Origin of the sequence: uncultured Gelidibacter sp. (genome assembly GCF_947500795.1) — a bacterium.
GTDB lineage: Bacteria > Bacteroidota > Bacteroidia > Flavobacteriales > Flavobacteriaceae > Gelidibacter.
The window spans coordinates 26,884-47,785 of sequence record NZ_CANMTE010000003.1; the positions used below are offsets into that span (position 1 = coordinate 26,884).

Consider the following 20,902-nt stretch of genomic DNA (forward strand, 5'->3'; position numbering starts at 1 on the left):
GATTTTTTTTTGTTTACGATATTTTTAGCTATAGTGATGGACTAATATCCGTCTTAAAAAATGCCCTTGCTGGTGTTTTTACCAACAAGATGCTACCTAAAAACTACTGAGCAGCCGCTTCAAAAACGTTCGTTTCTGTCAAATCAATCACCTCGCCTACATCACTATTAACAACACGTTTTGTTCGCAAATATCTGTTAAGGTTATAAGCATCAAAATTTGGAGCATTTTTGTCGACACTGTTAATTTTAACACGTCCTGCTGAATGGATAAACTCATTATTTCCAATCCACATGCCCACATGAATCACGCGCTCTGGAGATGTCTCCGTGGCTTTTCTTCCAAAAAACAATAAATCGCCAGGTTGTAAATTTTCAAAATTCTGACTGTCATCAATCAAATCTCCTGTGTGGATTTGTTGTGAAGCATCCCTAGGTAAAATAAGTCCGTTTAAGAAAAATATCGTTTTTGTAAATCCGCTGCAATCCACGCCTTTTGGCGACGTGCCTCCCCATAAATATGGTAAACCCATCAATCGTTTTGAGGTGGCTACTAAATTTTCATTCGATGGATTGGTACGTGATAACCACGATGCATAAAGTTCAGCTTCGGTTTTGCTGATATACGCAACACGCTTATCAGGATATACGACTTTGTAAAAATTTTCGTCCTCACTTAACAATTCAAAAATTCCGCCAGCAACAACGTCTGAGACTACTTGTGAGGTTGTAGACGGTTCTGAATAACTACTTCCTGTGATCGTTGTATAGATAATCTTTTTAGCAGCTTTCCAACGGTCAAATTCCGCTTGATTGATATCTTCAATGCCGCCACTATCTACCCAAGCTAAATATTTGTCAGGGGTTTGGATTAAGGTCCAACTATTGTCCTTTTTTAAAACGGTGACCGGAGTTCCCAAGGTTGCTTGGGTCGCCAATTCAGCAGAATGTGCAGGACGGCTTCTTAAGTTCGCAACAGAAATTGTAACCAAACCTATCGTCTTATCACCCAAACTTGATGCTGGAAGCATTTGGATGTTATCGACATAAGCGATATTTGAAGCACTAAGCTTATTTTTTAAAGTCTGTACAGCATCTGGCAAATTACTTTCCCCTTTCAACACATAAGCCTTACCCGTCTTTTCTGCTTCAACTGCAAAAACAGCGACTCTTTTATCCGGAGCAAATTCACTTTTAACTGCTTCAATTTCCTTTGTCAAATGTGCTCTATGTTCCACTCGTGTTGCACAACTCATTGCAAAGGTTAACGTCAGCAACAGAACACCAATTTTAGAGATCTTTCTTATCATTTTCAATGTTATTTTTTAAACTAGAGCAAATTATAAAATTATTATCGATTTACTAAATTAAAGTGGCTCACTTTCACGCTCAGTTCTGAATGTGACAATAAAACAGCAATCGATAATTGAAAACTAATTCTGTCATTAGCCAATAAACTTAAATCATCATCAAAGTTTCCACTAATATTTGACTCATATCCTCTCGTTAGAGAATTACTCTAAAACTGTTCAATTATAGCTGTTTTAAAGTATTTTCATCCTTATGTTTTCCAACCCAAATTTTCTCCTTATTTTTCAATAAATTTCCAAATTGACAACCTCTAAGGACAACAGCAACACTACTACAACCCGAAAATGGTTGCGGCGTTTACTTTTGACGCTTGCCGTTGTCATCCTATTGCCCATCACTCTTTTTACCATAGGTTGGTTTAATAGAGATAGTGTTATTGATATGTTCCAGGAATGGTATGCCAATAATACTTCTGGCACCTTGGTAATTGGCAAAGTCAATGCCAGTTTTTTGAGCGGCTTTCCTAATGTAGGTTTTACCCTAAAAGACATTAAACACACCAATAATGATTCGATTACAGACCAAGTTTCAACTCTCGACATTGAAGAAGCACGTTTGATAATTGGCGCAGGAAATTTGTTGAGAGGCGATTTTATATTTAGAAAAATAGACATCAAAAATGCTGTCTTCACTTCAGAAGTCATTTCTGAGCGTCCACTAGCCTATCACGAAGATTTAAAACGCGCCAGACAAGGCAATCAGAAAGGAATTCAGCTTCCAGATTGGCTCAACCCCGAAGGCGCAACCATTGTATTGGATAATGTAAAATACACCAGTAAGGACACTATTTTAAGCCGAAATTTTGATGTCCATATCCATTATTCCAAAACAACTTTTAAAGGTGATGCGCTACAATTGGAGGGAAATCACGCCATGAATATCACGGTTAATCGTCTCGGTTTTAACACAAAAAAAGGAAGTTTTTTAAAGAATGCCCATATCACAGGAAAACCAACTTTTAATATTGACCTTCAAAAAGATGTGATATCTATTCCCTACTTCCCACTTCATATTAATGACCAGACGTTTCAATTAACGGCAGATTTAAATCTCTCGGAAACCAACGCGTTCGTTTTTGAATTACAAAATAAGACCACCAATTTTAAAACTGTCAAAAGATTATTGAGTGATAGTATTGCCAGTAAATTGAAAGACTTCGAAATTAAAAAGCCATTTGAAAGCACCATTAAGATTGCCGGAAAATTTGCTTTTAGGAATAATCCTGAGGTCAAAGCAACCTACGCTACGACTAATAATGAAATCGTTATTTCGGATAAGATTCATTTAAATAATGCGGCCTTTACTGGGAATTTAACTACTGACATTTACACCAATGACAGTTTGCGACGCTTGAAAAAATCGCCTAAAGATATCAGAGTAACGTTTGATATGTTAAATGGTGAGTTTGAAGATATCAAACTAACGAGCGTCAATTCCTATTACCAAAGCACGCCAGAAGACGCTAATTTTATAGAAGCCAATGTGAAGTTAAGTGGGCGAAATGAAACCTTAGCCAAGCTTATTGATACGGATAATTTCGACTTTAAAGGCGGAAACTTTCAAATGAACACCAATATTTCAGGAGATATTCCCAATCTATACCAAATATTAAATAAAGCTACAGGTAGTTTTGCTTTACAGAATACTCGGGTCATCCTTAAAAAGAATGGCTTGCAACTGCCAATTCAATCCATTTCAGTAGACTTACAAAATGAGAACTCCATTTTGAGGGAATTGACCGTTAACCTTCCAAATGGTGAGAATTTGGTTTTTAGAGGTACTTTAAAAAGTATTGCTGGATTGCTATCAAAGTCGCCACTATCGCCAACCACAAGTCAAATTATGTTGACTTCTGATAACCTCAACATTTCTGAGGTAATTGCTATGGCGCAAGAATTTGTTCCTGAAGCAAATCAAAAAAATACTGACCGACAAACGCTGCACGAAACCTTAGAAGCCGTTTACAGCCAATTCCATCCGAAGTTTACTATAGACATTAAGGCAATGACCTATAAGGATGTGACGATTAATGATGTGAAATCGAGAATTGAACTCACAGATCCTGAAACTATTGTGCTTCATAATTTCATTTTCAATTATGATGATGCTGTAACCAACCTTAAAGGCAGGGTAAAAGTGTATCCTCCGGAAAGCCGATTCAAAGAAGCTATTTTCATGAATGCAGATGCCACTTCTGAAGGCTCATTAGCGGTTTTTAAAGAGCTTTTTAACATTCAACTGTTTAGAATAGATTCGGGACAGTACAAATTTAACGGAAAGGTGAATGGCAATGTGAGGGCTTTTAATGAACTTCTTGAAAGTGCTAAAGGCGATTTGACACTGACCAATATAAAGTTATTCTATCCTCCCGCTGAGATGGATATTGCTATCGATTCTTTAGCCTTATTTGTAGATCGTTATGATATTGTTTTGAAACAATTCAACTTAGAAATAGACGATTTCCATCCCATAAAACTCAATGGGCACATTAAAGAATTTCCTAATTTCCTATTAGATGACATAAAAGACGAAGGCTCCGTATTTTTAAAAATATCGGCACCTTTTTTTGATGGGGATCAACTGTTAACCACCATCAATTCTTTTAAAGATGAGGACACGGCTACATTTAAAGACAAAAAAGCCTTACACAACATCTTTAAAGACATCAATAAATTCAATCCTGAAATACAATTGGCGATTGACTCCTTCAAATTTAGAGACCTCATTACGGAAAATATTGCTGCTCAAGTGTATTTTGAAAACGACTCCATCCTGAAATTGGACCATCTCAATTTGAAATACAAATCTACAGTTGCCAGTGCTCAAGGTGAAATCAATGCGCATACGAGCAGAAAGGATTTGCTGAACGAAAATCCGTTTAATCTTGATTTTTCGGTTCAGGTAAAAGGGAAATCGGCAGATTTGAATGATTATTTAAAAACGACCAACTTTGTATTTAAATCAGGTGATTTTGAGTTTTACGGCGATTACAAGGGCCAATCTAAAAACTTAAAACTGCTCAATTCTGAAGCCTCTGGCGATTTAAAGATTGGTGGCACGCTTGTAGACTTTGAAGCGGCCGATCTTCAGATTCCTGTAGATAGTTTGCATATTCAAATACATAATGATTTAGCGACGCTTAAAACGCTGGACATTCAATTGCCTGGCAAGAGTTCCGTGTTTTTCTCGGGTGCTATTGACAATTTCTCTGAATTCATTAATGGTTCTACTGAAAAACGTCAGCACAGCTCTAATTTTTCAATTTATGCGCCTTATTTAGACACGGCCAATATCAAGGAGTTTTTAGAGCGTTCAGAGTCTACTACCAAAAAAAATGGAGAGCCTAAAGACTTAAATCTTAAAAAATGGAAGGAAGTTTTAACCAAAATCAATACGTCCTTCTACCCTGCCATCGCCATTCAGGTGGACACGTTAAAACACAAAGAATTCAATATCACAGATTATGAATCGCAACTAGGTTTTGATAATAAAGGGCTTTTTAGAATCCAGGACACCAAACTTGACTTTTATGGCGGAAAAATAACGATGAATGTGGATGTTGGGATCAAAGTTGGCGAAAACACGCCGGTCAGCATTGATATGGATGTTCAGGATATGGACCTTCATGAACTCGTAACGCGATTTGATTATTTTAAGAATGACGCTTTAAGACAAGCAGAACATATTGCAGGAAACTTAAATTATAATCTTACAGCACAGGGCACCGCTAACAATGAAGGCGAAGTGAATATGAATTCATTAAATGGATTTCTAACCTTAGAAATTAATGACTTGACGCTTTACGATTACAAGCCTATCATGGAAAACATCCCTTTGATGAAAGCCGAGCGTTTCAAAAATTTAAGATTTCAACCTATCGTACAAACTTTTGAAATCAGAAATGGTGAGCTCATTATTCCGCGAACACAAATACAATCTTCAGCGATACATCTATTCTTTGAAGGCCGCTTAAAACTTAATGAATACGCCAACATATGGTTGTCCATCCCATGGAAAAACCTAATGAGTAATGATGGTTTAACCTTACCAGAAAAAACCACATTTGACGCTGCAGGAGCCAAATTCTACTTACAGTTCTTGCAAAATCAAAAGAGTGAAAAAGCGAGAAAGCAAAAACTAAAAGTCAAATTCCGATTAGGAAATCGAAAACTCAGAAAGCTGCAGAAAAGCTTGAACCATTAATCAGGTACGCTTCCTCTCAGATTCCTTATGGATAGGCACCACATTTCTATTTAAATCCATCTTGAAGTTTGATTTCCACTCGCATTCATCCTATTTGAGTCAAGGTTCTACTTACAGTTTCATAATTTTAAGGGTATTAAAGATTATCTCACGGATAATTATTCATTCAATGCCTTTTTCCTATGAAAATGATTAATTATAAAATAGTTTCAAAGCGCATCGCCATTATAATTTCAGCACTGATGGGGCTGATGGCCGTTGTAATTCTTGGTTTTTATTTTTTTAAAAACAACCCTGAATTACTGCAAAAGTCGGAGCGTACCATCACGATTTGGGAGCCTAGAAATGTGGATGAAGACATGGCGAATTCGTTTATAATGCCCGATGTAAAATATGGTTATGACTTGCTTACCCAAACTCAAAAGCACCTTGGGCCACAAGCGGAAAATCCTCAAATGCGCTTATCAGGCAACAACCTTAAATGCACAAGTTGTCATTTAGATTCAGGTAATAGACCCGGCTCAGGATCTTGGGCAGGGGTAACACAGCGCTATCCATCTTTTCGAGGTCGTTCAAATGCTATGGGAACCATTGAAGATCGTATAAATGGCTGTATGGAGCGAAGCATGAATGGGCAAAAACTCGATAAAGATTCGAGAGAAATGCGTGCCATTGTTGCTTATATGGACTGGTTAAGTGAAGGCATCCCGAAAGATGAAGTTAAAAAAGTATCAGGATATACAACATTAGATCCTCCTAATGCCAAAGTGGATTTACAAAAAGGCAGACAGGTTTTCACGAAGCATTGTATAGAATGTCACCAAGAAGATGGCCAAGGCTTAAAACACGAAGATTTCAGGGATGGTTATGTCTATCCGCCACTTTGGGGCGATGACACCTTTAATGACGGTGCTGGGATGCATCGCGTGTTGACCGCAGCGCAATTTATCAAAGCAAACATGCCGTATTTAGTGGCAACAAGAGATAAACCTGTACTCACTGATGAAGAAGCTTATAACGTGGCAGGCTATATTAATAGTTTTAATCGCCCTGAGAAATCCAATAAGGAAAAGGATTATCCTGACTTAAAACTAAAACCGGTTTCTACGCCTTACGGACCTTGGGAAGATGATTTTACTGCGGAACAGCATAAATACGGGCCCTTCCCTCCGATTATTGCGTATTACAAAGAGAAATTTGATATTAAGAAATCAAAATAAACTCAAGTCAATTGAAAGCTAAAACCCCATACTGCATAAAGCACTATGGGGTTTTATATTGAATTATAATCTGTGGTTCCTATTGAATATCTGCGGCGGAAATAAATTGAATTCCTAAATATTCCATTTTCTTCTTAAGCTCCTTATAGTTTTCTGAATCTAAAGGTTGAGAAGCGTCTTCAATAAAAAAGCATGCAAATCCTTCCTTAAAAGCATCGTAAGCAGAATAATACACACAAATATCTGCGGCAAGTCCGCATAAAAATAATTGTGTCACACCCTTTTCTTTTAAATATCCTGCCAATCCTGTAGACTTTAAATGGCCGTTGTCATAAAAGCCACTGTAACTGTCAATTTGATTATCAGTACCCTTTCTAAAAATAGCTTCCCATGTTGTGGAATCGAGATCCGGATGAAATTCCGCACCTTCCGTCCCTTGTACACAATGGTCTGCCCATAACGTTTGTGGTTTCCCATGAAGTTCTATCACTTCAAAGGTTGATTTTCCTTCGTGATTGGAAGCAAAACTGATATGATCTTGAGGGTGCCAATCTTGTGTCGCAACCACCAAATCAAATTTAGGCTGAATGCTATTAATTACCGGTACAATTTTATCCCCACCAGGAACCGGTAGCGATCCTCCCGGTATAAAATCATTTTGAACATCAATTATAAGAAGCGTTTTCATCTAATTAGAATTTGTGTTTAAGAACAAGATTATTGCGTTCTTCTTTGAGTTTAGAACTAAGACCTATTTTATAAATATGCGGATTCTGAAAACGTTTATATTCTTCAGGGAGTTTTTCCAATCGCGATTTTGAATAGTCTGCAATTTCAGTAACTGTTCGGGTTGGGATGACTCTTTTGCCATTGGTCATAACATCCTGAAGCAACGCTTCATTTTCAAACCCTTTTAAACTCATACTTTTTGTAGGATCGAACGGGTGCTCCATTTGCTCAACGGCGCCTTCATCAAAAATAGTCACAGCATCCGCACCATAAAACATTCCGTTTTTATCCAATATGCGATACACCTGCTTTTTATAAGGCAAGGACACTTTGATAATATTTTCAGACAGTTTAATTCGCGGATCACCATTATATTCAGATAATTTATAAACTCCACCTAAGGCCGCGTCTGGCTTACCAGTTACTAAATTCGTTCCAACCCCATAAATATCAATCGGCGCACCTTGGTCTTTTAAACTTTTAATTACAAATTCATCCAATTGATTTGACGCTACAATTTTCACATAGCCTAAATCGGCCTCATCCAATATTTTTCGGGTTTGCTTCGCCAAATACGCTAAATCGCCACTATCCAATCGAACGCCCAATAGTTTTTCACCTTCACGTTCCATTTCTTTTGCCACAGTAATGGCATTTGGCAAACCACTGCGGAGTGTATTATAGGTATCAATTAGAAGCACACAGTTTTTTGGTCTCACTTTAGCGAAATCTCGGAATGCCTGTAATTCATCGCCATAACTTTGGATAAACGAGTGCGCCATGGTTCCCGAAACAGAGATATTAAAATCTTCCGCCGCTTTCACATTACTGGTGCCATCAAAACCACCAATTACAGCTGCTCTTGAAGCATAATAACCACCGGTAGCATGAGCGCGTCTAAGTCCCATGTCCAATAAAACCGCCTCCTTGGCACTATGTCTGATTCTGTTGGCCTTGGTAGCGATTAAGGTTTGAAAATTAAGGAGATTCAACAACATGGTTTCGATCACCTGAGCTTCAATAATGTTCGCTTCAACTTGTAAAATAGGACGATTAGGAAATACGACATCGCCTTCTTGACTCGAACGAATGTTCCCATTAAATCGAAAATCTTTAAGATAATCCAAAAATTCCTTTTCAAATCCGTGTTGCTCCAAAAATGCGAGATCAGAATCGGCAAACTTTAAGGTTTCAAGAACATCCAATACATTTTCAAGTCCTGCAAAAATTGCATAGCCCCCATTAAACGGATTGTGTCGGTAATAATAATCGAAAACCGCTCGTCCATCTGGTTTAGTTTTAAAATAAACTTGGGCCATCGTAAGTTGATAAAGGTCAGTATATGCTGCTGTAATCTTCAAGAGTATCTAGTTTTTAGTTAATAATGTCGAATTGTAAATATATCCAAAAAATTCAAAACAGACCGTGCGTTTATGTGGAGAAAGCTAATATTTAATGCGCCTACATCGCTATAGAGATCACAATTCTGATAGAATTGAAATTGCATTTATTTTAATGATAGCAACAAGTGTTTCATCAAAAACACAAAAATTTAAAAGAGGGCGAAATAGGGATTTTTTGGGGAATTTTTAATGGAACTCAAACTATTAGACACAAAAAGACCTTAGTGGACATTTTAAAAAATGCACTACTAAGGTCTTTAAAAGTATCGAAAATTAAGCTTCTACTAAGCTGCGTTTCGTTTTTCTATAAACATAATTAGGATAGATGCTACGTTTCGCAAAACGGTTCAGCTTATCACTATTAATCATTTTAATATACACTTGTTTGGTCACTCCAAAATATTCGTAAGTGGTACCATCTTGAAAAGTAATTTCCAACAATAAACCTTTGTGCGTATAATCGGCAATACCTGAATTCGTAATCGTTTCAGTATAGGCGTCCAAGTTAGCGGCAATAGTTTCTGGTGCAATACTTACAAGAAAATGGTAACCATCAATAATTTTGCGACTTTGTAATTCGGCTTCTTCTTGCAAAGCATCTCCATTTTGGAATTTGTCAGGATGCCATTCTTTTACCAAATCACGGTAACTCTTCTTTAAAGTCTTTAAATCGACTTCATTTTCTACTCCAAAGAGTTTTTTGTATTCATTTATGCGCTTCATTCACTATTTATTTGAGGGCGCAAAAGTACGTGTTATTATGATACGAATTGCTATAATTCGTAATTAGTTGTATTCCAGCTTAAAAGACAGAGTATCAACCTTAAAAAAACGGATGTAAACCCATTGAAATTTGAATGATTTTGGAAAGCTATTCCCGTAGCGGGCGACTTTTAGAAACTTTTAACAATTGAAAAATACTAAATAAAATTAGGCTCGTTAAGATACTATAACCTAAAAGCATAAAATTATGAAAGTAATGAAAAACATGAAATTTGGCGCTATGGCTCTCGGTTTATCCTTAGTCTTTACTGCGTGTTCAAGTGATGATTCCGTAGATACTCCTCTCCAAGGATCGCTAAAAATTGCAGCAAAAGCAAATTATAATAACGTACTTAATCGATCAGGAGAGAACGCTGTAAGCCTATCAAAATTTATTGTGAATTTTAAAGAAATTGAACTCGAGCGTAGTGACGCTGATGAAGATCTGATAGATGGCTTTTTTGGAAGCGATGACGATATCGAACTCAAAGGTCCTTTCGAAATTGATTTATTATCAGGCAACAGCATTCAATTGGCAACGGTTGAAATACCAAATGGCATTTACGAAGAAATTGAGTTCGAATTCGATAAAAGTGAAAACGAAGCCTCTGATTTATATGGCAAAAGCATGAAATTAACTGGAGAAATCAATGGTCAACCCTTTGTTTTCTGGCATGATTTTGAAGAGGAAATTGAAATCGATTATGAAGATTCCAATAAAAATTTAGTTATTGACAACAATACCAAAGAAATCCTCATCAATTTTGATCTTAATGCCGTTATGGATATGATCGATCTTTCTACGGCAACAGATACTGATGGTGACGGCTTGATAACCATTAGTCCTGACGATGAAGACGGCAACAATGACTTGGCAGAGCTTATAAAAGAAGCCATCAAAACACAAATTGATTTAATGGAAGACCAAGATTAATTATCGCCCAATCATATATCATTATAAATGTCCTAAAAAAGCTCAAAATGCTATGTTTAGGGCATTTTTTTATTTATGAAATCCAAATTATCACGACACTAACTTCTATGGATTTAGACCTGCACAAAAGTAGAATTGTAAAATAATCAACTTATTTTAGAACATATCATACCAACTTTTCATAAAACAGCGTTAAGAGCTTTACAGGGCAAGGTTTTTGAATTATATTTAACCCTAGTTAAAATTGATTGAATTTATGAATACGTTTTTAAAACGCCTTGTGATATTCCTAGCTGTAGTGGCTGTCGGACTATTTTTATATTCTCATTTTGTTGAAGATATTTTCTCAAAACGACTGAGTCCAAAAGACGTTGTAAAGTTTGAGCTCAATGACACCAAATTGGAAGTGATGTACAACAGACCTTCTAAAAAAGGTCGCGAAATTTTTGGCGCTTTAGTACCGTATAATCAAGTTTGGCGTACGGGTGCAAATGAGGCTACAACGTTTACCACCAATAAGAACTTGATAGTTGATGGACACCCAGTACCATTAGGCACATACACTCTTTGGACGATTCCTACAGACAGTATTTGGAAAGTGTATTTCAATACTAAAGAGTATCCTTGGGGCGTAGACGAGCAAATGCAACCCATGCGTGAGCCTGAATTTGACCTTTTGGAAGTGGACGTACCTGTAATCCATTTAGACAATGTAGTGGAGCTATTTACCATTGCTTTTGACAATACTACAGATAATTTGAAACTAACAATGGCTTGGGACCAAACCAAGATTGAAGTTCCGATGGAAGTCAGCAAAGAGCAACCAGAGTAACTACTGGAAGAGTAAAAACTTTAAATCTAAATTCGCTAAATAAAATAGTTTGAGTAAAACGCGTAAATCTTCAGCACTACAAGAAAATGAAGGTGTTTCTGACCCTGAAACCACTAACAAACTCGCTATTCAAGCAATTAAAAATAAACGACTGAGCCAACCCTCTGCGGCCGAATTGGTCAAGGGCATTTTGGCCAAAGACCGTACTGCATTAAGCAGAGCCATCACACTCGTTGAAAGCACCAATCCGCTGCATCTTAAAAAAGCAAACGCCATTATTCAAGAGTGTTTGCCGTATGCCAACAAATCTGTCCGCATTGGCATTACCGGTGTTCCTGGTGTTGGCAAGAGTACCTTTATTGAAACTTTCGGAACATTTTTAACCTCCCAAGGAAAGAATGTTGCCGTGCTTGCAGTAGACCCGAGCAGCAAGTTAAGCCATGGCTCTATTTTAGGCGATAAAACCCGAATGGAAGACCTCGTTAAGGACGACAATGCATTTATCCGACCTTCGCCTTCTGGCACATCGTTAGGTGGTGTGGCACGCAAAAGTAGAGAAACCATCATTTTATGTGAAGCTGCCGGTTTTGACACCATTTTAATTGAAACCGTAGGTGTTGGCCAAAGTGAAACTGCCGTACATAGTATGGTAGATTTCTTTTTACTGTTGAAATTAACCGGTGCTGGCGATGAATTACAAGGCATTAAACGTGGCATTATGGAAATGGCTGATGCTATTGTAATCAATAAAGCGGATGGCGACAATCTTAAAAATGCCAAATCAGCAAAAGTGGAATTTAACAGAGCGCTACACCTCTACCCTCCAAAAGAATCTGGATGGCAACCTAAGGTATTGCTGGCAAGCGCCCTAAAAAATGAAGGTATTCCTGAAGTTTGGGAGTTGATTGAAAACTACATATCCCTAGCTAAAAAGACCCATTTTTTTGACCACAAAAGAAAAGAACAAAACAAATTCTGGTTGCTTCAAACTATTGAAGACCGCTTAAAATCTGATTTTTACAATAATCCTTCCATCAAAACAGAATTAAAAATTCAGTTGGAACGTATTGAAAATGGTACCACCTCTCCATTCGCTGCCGCAGAACTATTATTGGGCTTGAAATAGATTCCTTCTAACGTTAAACCACCACTTCAACATCGATTTATTCTTCACACGTTAAACTCGTTATAAATCATAACTTGGTGTTCTCATAATTAGTTAAAATTGACTAACTTTTCAACACTTAAAATTCTAAATGCGATAGTATTATGCGATTATTCACTAAAATAAAATCCGTTATTCAATTAATGAAAGAGGTCGATTTTGAAGACCTGAGTAGGATTTCAGAAAAAATAGATTTACCCAAAATAATGAAGACCGTTGGCGATTTGGATGACAAACAGCTGGACGGACTTATGAAAATGCTTTCGGAAAAAAGCAAGAAAGGCCAGCACCAACTCCCACCTATTGATGGCGATTTTTACGATTTAGATTTAAAACTTACCCAAGAACAACGTGCCATCCAAATGAAAGTCCGCAATTTTATGGAAGATGAAGTTGAGCCAATAGCCAATGAGTATTGGAAAAAGGCAAAGTTCCCTATGGAGATTATTCCTAAGCTAGCCGCGCTAAATATCTGTGGCGTAGCCTATGAAGGTTACGGCTGTCCTAATCTGCCGTTTATCATGGAAGGCATCATCGCGGAAGAATTGGCGCGTGTGGATGTTTCCATATCTACATTTTTTGGTGTCCATAGCGGACTTGCCATGGGGTCGATTTACCTCTGCGGCAGCGAAGAACAAAAACAAGAGTGGCTACCGAAAATGCAAAAAATGGAATTGATAGGCGCTTTTGGGCTCACAGAACCCAATGTTGGAAGTGCTGTAGCTGGTGGGATGGAAACGACCTGCCGACAAGAAGGTGATGAATGGGTGATTAACGGACAAAAAAAATGGATTGGAAATGCCACTTTTGCTGATGTGACCATCATTTGGGCGCGAGAGGAAACCACCAATAAAGTAAAAGGCTTTTTAGTCCGCAAGGACACTCCAGGATTTGAAACTGAGAAAATAGAAGATAAAATGGCACTCAGGACTGTTCAGAATGCCATCATAACGCTAACCGACTGCAGAATTTCAGAAAAAGACCGACTCCAAAATGCCAATTCCTTTAGAGATACTGCCAAAGTACTACGAATGACGAGAGCTGGCGTTGCGTGGCAAGCCGTAGGTTGTGCTCGAGGTGCCTATGAAAATGCGCTGAAATACACCAAAAAACGTGAACAGTTTGGAAAACCAATCGCTTCATTTCAATTGATTCAAAATCATTTGGTGGAAATGCTTTCCAATTTAACCGCCATGAAGACTATGGTCTACCGACTTTCCGAACTGCAAGACCAAGGTTTATTAACAGATGAACACGCCTCCTTGGCCAAAGTATTCTGTTCTTTAAGAACAAGAGATGTGGTGAGTCAGGCACGTGAAGTGATGGGTGGCAACGGTATATTATTGGAATACAACGTGGCGCGTTTTGTGGCGGATGCAGAAGCCATTTACTCCTATGAAGGTACTAAAGAAATCAACACCTTAATTGTAGGTAGGGCAATTACAGGTTATAGTGCTTTTGTATAAGACCTAAAAATATTCTGAATTACTTTAAATAAGGTTTTAATATCTCCATATAGCTGATGGTTTAAGACCCTTAATCCACTGGTATCAAAACGCTTGCGCTGCTCGTTTATATCATTAATTTGAAGTTTAATAATGGACTAATAAATGACGTTCATTTCCTTAAATTTTTGATAAAATTATGTGAACAAAGTGATATCTTTCGCCCACATTTCAGACTTTTGTGGCACGTTTAAAAACGTGTTCAACATCTGAACTTAGCGCTCTAATTTGTGCTACCAGAATCTCTGTAATTAGTACAGTAACAGATTTTCAAATTATAAAAATTGTCAAGACATGAATACGTGCCGCGCAACATTTCATTACCATGACAATTCAATCACTTGAAGGTAAAAATTTGAAACATATTCACTTTATAGTTAATCCTATTGCTGGTTCTGGCAACCATGCGATCACACGAAAATTTTTGAATAAATTTTTCGATAAGGATACTTATGAGATAACTATAAAGAATTCTGATTACAAAAAACACGCAAAAACATTAACAAAAACGTCCATTGAAGAAGGTGCAGATGTTATTGTAGCCTGTGGTGGTGATGGAACCATTAATGAAGTGGCTACGTGTTTGGTAAATACCAATATTGCTTTAGGCATTATTCCGTTGGGATCTGGCAACGGATTGGCATCAAATTTAAAGATTCCGAAGCGCATTGAACACGCTATAGACTTGATCAAATCGACCACCATTAAAAAGATTGATGTTGGTCGTATTAACGAACATTACTTTTTCAGTAATACGGGCATTGGGATTGATGCACAAGTGATCATGCATTATGAAAATTCCAATAAACGCAAACTACTGAGTTATATCAAATCGTCGTTAAAAGCATTGAAAGGCTTAAACTATCGTAATAAAATCACGGTGGAAATCAACGGAAAAACGATTCAAACCTACCCTTTTTTAGTTTTTATTTCAAACACTAATGAAATGGGCTATAACATCAGTTTGACGCCCATGGCATCCTTACAAGATGGGCTACTGGATGTGCTTATAGTTTCAAAAATGTCAAGGTTAAGATCTTTATACTTCGGCTTAATGATTTTGCTTAAAAAGCATCACTTAATCAAAGAAGCCCAAAGTTATCAAGCTAAAGAACTAAAAATCCGTCAAGCCGATCAACATATATATGAAAGTCAGATTGACGGAGAATTTTTTAATATTGAGAGTGATGCTATTGAAATTTCGCTATTAGAAAAATCACTTCACGTCATTGCCTAATGTAGAAGCATTCACACCAAATTTAGCGATGACGTAGCTATTAAGTTTATAAAACAACGTTCCCAGAAGTGCTCCAAACAAGGATCCTAAAACCACATCTAAAGGATAATGTACGCCAATATAAATGCGGCTATACCCCATTAGAAGTGCCCAACCTATCAAGAAGTATAAGAGATATTTAAATCTTTTTTTTAAGGTTAATCCAATAAATAAGGCTGCTGCCATGGTATTGGACGCGTGACCTGAAAAGAAGCCATATTTACCACCACAACTCGATTTAACAAGTCGCATGCCATCAATTAATTCCGCTAAATGGCAAGGTCTAAGTCTGTGAAAGCCATATTTAAAGAGATTGGTCACTTGGTCTGTAACCAGAATCATTAATGCAACAGCTACAATCGTGATTAAAAATGCTTTTAACTGCACTTGTCTATAAATCAAATAAAGCAGGATGGCATAAAATGGAATCCAGTTGAATTTAGAGGTATAAGCCATCCAAAACGGGTCCCAAGTTGGCGTCCCTAAACTATTCAGGAAAATAAAAACTTCAGTATCTAACTGTAAAATTTGATCAATCATTAGTCGTTGTATCTTTCAATTTCACGATCGTAGAAATCTGTAGCCTGCTGAATTAAATTCTCAGTTTCAGAAGTAATTTCCTTTTCATCATGTTCATCAAACTCTTCCATCCACTCGACCTCATCATTTTCGAGATTTAAAATAAAACGAGGAAAATCGGTATGTATAATGTAAATAGCATCAGGAAAATCTGTGTTATCGCCGAGGATGAATTTTGGTAGTTCCATATGAAAATAGTCTTTTTTTAGTTCTTATGCTGTGTTAAAATAATGCCCGCTAATATACAATAAAAGGTGATATTCTTAGATTTCGATAGAAGCGCTCGCCTTTTATTAATTTAATAATGGCTAGGCTTAAGAAACTTTAGGCACCTCTGACTTTATGAGTTTTTTGGTCAAATAATCAAATCTGATAAACAACAATATCGCAGCACTTGTCAGTCCTGCAATAAGCCCGAGCCAAATCCCTAAACTTCCCCACATATCTTCTTTCCCAAAATAATAACTGACAGGGAAGCCAATTCCCCAATAGGAAATGAAGGTGATTATCGTCGGAATTTTAACGTCTTGTAATCCTCTCAATGCACCTAAGGCAACCACTTGTAAACTGTCGCTAATCTGAAAAATAGCCGCTGCCAACAATAATGTTGAAGCAATTGCAACCACTTCCCTCGTATCTACCGCGTTTAATGGATCATCTAAATCAACGTAAATGGTTGGGAGCACTTTATGCAACGCTATAAATAATAACGCGGAAATGACTGCCAGAATAACGCCTAAATAGAATATAGACATGGCAATGCGTCGTAATTCAGTAAAATTTTGCAACCCTTTCTGATTCCCTACTCTAATCATAGCGGCTACACTTAATCCCGTAGCCACCATGAATGTCATAGACGATAAGTTCAATGCAATTTGATTAGCCGCTTGCGGATTTTGACCTAGCGTTCCACTTAACCAAATGGCCGATGTGAAAATGGCCACCTCAAAAAACATTTGCATGGCACTAGGAAATCCAATATTGATGATCTTTTTAAGCATTGCAGATTCCAACACAAAAATCTTGATATTGGTGACATAGGCTTTCGATCTATCGCGAGCTCTTAAAAGCCACCATAAGAAAAACACCATGATTACCCTAGAAATCAAGGTTCCTAAAGCCGCACCTACAAGACCCATTTCTGGAAATCCGAATTTACCAAATATCAAAAGGTAATTTAAAACCACATTGATCACATTGGCAACGATAGTAGCGTACATCGGATATTTTGTGAGCGATAATCCATCACTGAACTGTTTAATGGCTTGAAAAATAATTAACGGTATCAATGAAAACCCAACCAAATCCAAATAAGGAATTGCCAGCTCTACAACATGTTCCGGTTGGTCCATGACAAACATTAGAGGTTTGGCCATAAGTAACATCAGGAACAAAAAGATTCCTAAAACGGTACACAGAAACAACCCGTGTTTGAACGCCGATTTCCCTTTTTCAAAATTCTTCTCAGTATCTGCTTCTGCTACTAATGGCGTGATGGCTGTAGAAAAACCAATCCCCAAAGACATTGCTATAAACACAAAGCTGTTACCGAGAGATACTGCTGCAAGTTCCGTAGCCCCTAACTGGCCAACCATGATATTATCTACCAAACTCACAAAAGTATGCCCAAGCATACCAAGCATAACCGGCGCTGCTAAGTTTAAATTGTACTTAAATTCTTTAGTATATTGAGATAAAACCACGTTGAAATTTTAAAAGTGCAAAGGTAGTAGTTTGCTCAGCTTTATGAATGATTTTATGATTTAATTTCGCCTAAGATAAAGTTGATAAACAATTAGATATTGTTAATTCGTTATACTGTTTTGTGGTTCACAAGTCAGCTACAAACAGTTACTTCGCAGGTGAAAATCTATTGTATTTTAAAAATATATGAAGTCACCTTTATTTCAGATGATAATCTTTCAGTATCTTTTCTAATTTGACAAAAGAGTTTGGCTCAATAATTTGTGTATTAATTACAAACTTGTTTTTTTCTCTTATCAATTTATAATCTCCAGCAAATTCTTGAATTGATTTTATATCGGATAGTTTTATTTTTTTCGGAAACAGCGTGTTTTTTATTAATTCTCCATTTTTAAGAGTGAGATATTGATTTCGTTTCTCAAAGAAGTATACTATAATTAAGGAAATTCCAGCTACCATTTGCCCAACTCCAACAGAAAACAATGATATCTCTTTCATACCCTCAGCTTTAAATGATAACATCGTGAGTAGCATACCTATTGCAACAAAGAAAATTCCCATTTTTAAATTTCCAGTTAATCTTTGCTTTGTGTATCTAATTTTCGTCATTTCTAATGTTTGTCAAAAACAGATTCATTTTAAAACAATGTGCTTACCTGTTGTTTTGCCGCTTCATATTCTGCCAGCATATCCTCAACAATAGCGGCAACCGGTTTTATGTCATGAATTAAGCCTGCAATCTGACCTATTTCCAATTCTCCTTCAACAAGATCGCCTTCAAACATCCCTCGCTTAGCGCGTGCTCGCCCTAACAACGCCTTCAAATCGTCAACACTCGGTCCTGTTTGATAAAGCTCAACAATATCATTATAAAACTTATTTTTAATCAAACGCACCGGTGCCAATTCTTTTAAAGTCAACTGCGTTGCACCTTCTTTAGCATTCACAACTTCATCTTTAAACGCCTGATGTGCGGAACTTTCTTCGCTCGCAACAAATCTGCTCCCCACCTGAACGCCATCTGCACCTAATACCATAGCTGCTAACATGCCCCGACCTGTAGCGATTCCACCAGCTGCAATGAGTGGAATATCCAAAGCTTCGCGTACCATCGGAATTAATGTCAGTGTCGTACTTTCTTCACGACCATTATGTCCCCCGGCCTCAAAACCTTCAGCTACAACCGCATCTACGCCCGCTTCCTGTGCTTTTAAAGCGAATTTTACACTACTCACCACATGCACCACCGTAATACCGCGTTCCTTAAGCCATGACGTCCAGGTTTTAGGATTTCCGGCTGATGTAAATACAATTTTAACGCCTTCTTCCACAATAATATCCATGATTTCCTCAATGTTAGGATACAGCATGGGTACATTAACACCAAAGGGTTTGTCAGTAGCTTTTTTGCATTTTTGAATATGTTCACGTAGCACATCTGGATACATTGATCCTGCACCAATAAGGCCTAGAATTCCAGAATTACTTGATGCGGAAGCCAATCTCCATCCACTATTCCAGATCATTCCTGCTTGAATGATTGGGTATTTGATATTGAAAAGGGTTGTAATTTGATTTGACATTTATGATTTTATAAATTTAAAATTTGAAGATGAATTACTTGAATCTATTTTTAACAGATATGTTCCTGAAGCCAATGATGACACATCCAATATAGAATAACTGCCTTCATACATTTGCTCAATTACTAATTTACCTAACGCATTATACACACGAAGTGTTCGATGTACATTATCTGCAGGTAATTTTAAATGCAATTGATGAGAAACAGGATTAGGAAATAGTTTATAACCGTTTATATCGGCGTCTTTAGTAGAAAGGGTTAAAGCTAATGCTGCCTTAAAATCGGGAATCCCAAATCCTAAAAAATAATCGGGCGTTTCATATTGAGAGGACGAAACCCTGACAAATTGTTTTAGTTGCTCAGCACTGGCCGTTGGCATGGCTTCCCATAAACTTGCCAGCGCTCCGGCTATAATCGGCGCACTGAAGGATGTGCCGTTATTATTGACAACCGTATCTTTTTCATCAATAACAAAAGAACCCAGTCCTTGAGCCACCACATCAGGTTTTTGGGTGGGCTGAAATGCACTTCCGCGAGAACTAAATGAGGCATAAACGCCATTGGCATCTACAGCTCCAACCGTAAACACACCTGCTGCATCTCCCGGCGCAGTGACAATTCGCCATGGCGTCTGGCCAGAGTTACCCGCAGAATTAACCACTAATATTCCTTTTTGTGATGCAATAGTAGCGCCTCGACTTATAAAGGTTGTGGTCCCATTCATTTCTGATGGAGTATAGTCGTAATTGGAATTATCAAAAGTATTATACCCCAAAGACGAGGTAATGATATGCACACCTAAACTATCCGCCCGCTCCGCTGCTTCCACCCAATAACTTTCTTCTGCTGGACTTTCTTTCGCTGCTTCTTCGGTGCGGAATAAATAATAGGACGCGTCGGGTGCCGTACCAACATATTCATTTTCTATATAACCTGCCATGGTACTCAACACACGTGTGCCGTGAGAACTGCCTGCATAGTCATAAATAGCCGAAGTTCGGTCTACAAAGTCATAACCGCCTAATAATTTCTGATGGTCTCTCAATCGTTTAAACGCAGCCATGGTGTTCACATTAGGAAATCCAGAATCAAATACCGCAATCTTAATGCCCTTACCTGTGTAATTCTCAATATGAAGTGCATCCACATTAATCATGTCCACTTGATTTTCAGCACTCCCGTAATTAAAATCCTGCAGATTCGCTTCCACTGTAAATTTGTTTTGAGGTACAGATGGACGTGACAAATCGGATAGATTTCTATCGGCAAAATCGATTTTACTCACAAATTCAAAATCGAAAAGTGATGTAATTGCAGCCACATCTCCTCTAACATAAAGTGCATTCATCCACTTAGATTTTGCCAAAACAACGATGCCATTTACAGCTTTTACAGTGGAGATATAAGAAGCACGCACAGGAACATCGCGACCATCAACACGAATATTGTGGCGCTTTTTCCTATCAATAGCTTGTTGGGAAAGAATGGTAATCGGATTATTTATAGAAGCTTCAACGTTTTCCTTATCCGCAAAATAAACCCAAGCATCCTGTTGAGAAAAGGCAGCCTGAGACATGCAGCATAAGAAGAACAGAAGAAATTTCATGTAATACAGCAGTAATTTAGAAAAATTAG

Annotated in this window: 17 protein-coding genes; 7 read left to right on the forward strand and 10 right to left on the reverse strand. The window is 37.5% G+C overall.

Annotation, left to right across the window (positions count from 1 at the left end):
- Positions 1-103: 103 nt before the first annotated feature.
- The gene (locus tag Q0947_RS07985) at positions 104-1,309 is read right to left on the reverse strand and encodes an SH3 domain-containing C40 family peptidase (RefSeq protein ID WP_299395161.1); all 1,206 of its coding nucleotides are present in this window, start codon (positions 1,307-1,309) and stop codon (positions 104-106) included.
- A gap of 301 nt (positions 1,310-1,610) precedes the next feature.
- Between Q0947_RS07985 and Q0947_RS07990 the strand changes: the two genes are divergently transcribed.
- Complete coding sequence (locus Q0947_RS07990) at positions 1,611-5,573, forward strand: AsmA-like C-terminal region-containing protein (protein WP_299395166.1); 3,963 nt, start codon at positions 1,611-1,613, stop codon at positions 5,571-5,573.
- A gap of 182 nt (positions 5,574-5,755) precedes the next feature.
- Entirely contained in the window at positions 5,756-6,793 is a 1,038-nt protein-coding gene (locus tag Q0947_RS07995) for a c-type cytochrome (protein WP_299395170.1), read from the forward strand.
- A gap of 79 nt (positions 6,794-6,872) precedes the next feature.
- Here Q0947_RS07995 and pncA read toward each other — a convergent pair whose 3' ends face one another.
- From pncA to Q0947_RS08010, 3 genes are all read right to left on the reverse strand, one after another.
- Positions 6,873-7,481: a bifunctional nicotinamidase/pyrazinamidase gene (gene pncA, locus Q0947_RS08000; RefSeq protein WP_299395176.1), complete on the reverse strand. Its 609-nt coding sequence runs from the start codon at positions 7,479-7,481 to the stop codon at positions 6,873-6,875.
- Positions 7,482-7,485: 4 nt separating this feature from the next.
- Positions 7,486-8,883, reverse strand: a complete 1,398-nt coding sequence (locus Q0947_RS08005) for a nicotinate phosphoribosyltransferase (RefSeq protein ID WP_299395183.1) — start codon at positions 8,881-8,883, stop codon at positions 7,486-7,488.
- Positions 8,884-9,198: 315 nt separating this feature from the next.
- Complete coding sequence (locus Q0947_RS08010; RefSeq protein ID WP_299395188.1) at positions 9,199-9,648, reverse strand: KTSC domain-containing protein; 450 nt, start codon at positions 9,646-9,648, stop codon at positions 9,199-9,201.
- Between the two features lie 247 nt (positions 9,649-9,895).
- On the opposite strand from Q0947_RS08010, the gene Q0947_RS08015 reads away from it, so the two are divergent.
- The 5 genes from Q0947_RS08015 (at position 9,896) to Q0947_RS08035 (ending at position 15,360) form a co-directional block, all read left to right on the forward strand.
- Positions 9,896-10,621 (forward strand): DUF4382 domain-containing protein, encoded by a 726-nt coding sequence (locus tag Q0947_RS08015; protein WP_299395193.1) that lies wholly within the window; start codon positions 9,896-9,898, stop codon positions 10,619-10,621.
- A 256-nt stretch (positions 10,622-10,877) separates the two neighbouring features.
- Positions 10,878-11,453, forward strand: a complete 576-nt coding sequence (locus Q0947_RS08020; protein ID WP_299395197.1) for a DUF2911 domain-containing protein — start codon at positions 10,878-10,880, stop codon at positions 11,451-11,453.
- A 49-nt stretch (positions 11,454-11,502) separates the two neighbouring features.
- Positions 11,503-12,579, forward strand: coding sequence for a methylmalonyl Co-A mutase-associated GTPase MeaB (gene meaB, locus Q0947_RS08025; protein WP_299395202.1), 1,077 nt, complete (start codon positions 11,503-11,505; stop codon positions 12,577-12,579).
- Between the two features lie 143 nt (positions 12,580-12,722).
- Positions 12,723-14,084 carry an acyl-CoA dehydrogenase family protein gene (locus tag Q0947_RS08030; RefSeq protein WP_299395206.1) on the forward strand — a complete coding sequence of 454 codons (1,362 nt, stop codon included), beginning with the start codon at positions 12,723-12,725 and terminating at the stop codon, positions 14,082-14,084.
- 364 nt (positions 14,085-14,448) lie between these two features.
- The gene (locus Q0947_RS08035; RefSeq protein ID WP_299395211.1) at positions 14,449-15,360 is read left to right on the forward strand and encodes a diacylglycerol kinase family protein; all 912 of its coding nucleotides are present in this window, start codon (positions 14,449-14,451) and stop codon (positions 15,358-15,360) included.
- Here the strand turns inward: Q0947_RS08035 and Q0947_RS08040 are convergent.
- The 6 genes from Q0947_RS08040 to Q0947_RS08065 all read right to left on the reverse strand — a co-directional run bounded on the left by Q0947_RS08040 (position 15,340) and on the right by Q0947_RS08065 (position 20,873).
- Positions 15,340-15,939, reverse strand: a complete 600-nt coding sequence (locus Q0947_RS08040) for a phosphatase PAP2 family protein (protein WP_299395214.1) — start codon at positions 15,937-15,939, stop codon at positions 15,340-15,342. The two genes, Q0947_RS08035 and Q0947_RS08040, sit on opposite strands and share 21 nt — an antisense overlap.
- The gene (locus tag Q0947_RS08045; RefSeq protein ID WP_299395219.1) at positions 15,939-16,166 is read right to left on the reverse strand and encodes a hypothetical protein; all 228 of its coding nucleotides are present in this window, start codon (positions 16,164-16,166) and stop codon (positions 15,939-15,941) included. The genes Q0947_RS08040 and Q0947_RS08045 overlap by 1 nt, the downstream gene beginning before the upstream one ends.
- Before the next feature lie 126 nt (positions 16,167-16,292).
- Complete coding sequence (locus Q0947_RS08050) at positions 16,293-17,681, reverse strand: MATE family efflux transporter (protein WP_299395223.1); 1,389 nt, start codon at positions 17,679-17,681, stop codon at positions 16,293-16,295.
- Between the two features lie 199 nt (positions 17,682-17,880).
- Positions 17,881-18,291, reverse strand: a complete 411-nt coding sequence (locus Q0947_RS08055; RefSeq protein WP_299395228.1) for a hypothetical protein — start codon at positions 18,289-18,291, stop codon at positions 17,881-17,883.
- Positions 18,292-18,320: 29 nt separating this feature from the next.
- Complete coding sequence (locus Q0947_RS08060; RefSeq protein WP_299395232.1) at positions 18,321-19,265, reverse strand: nitronate monooxygenase; 945 nt, start codon at positions 19,263-19,265, stop codon at positions 18,321-18,323.
- Positions 19,266-20,873, reverse strand: coding sequence for a S8 family serine peptidase (locus Q0947_RS08065; protein WP_299395237.1), 1,608 nt, complete (start codon positions 20,871-20,873; stop codon positions 19,266-19,268).
- Positions 20,874-20,902: the final 29 nt, after the last annotated feature.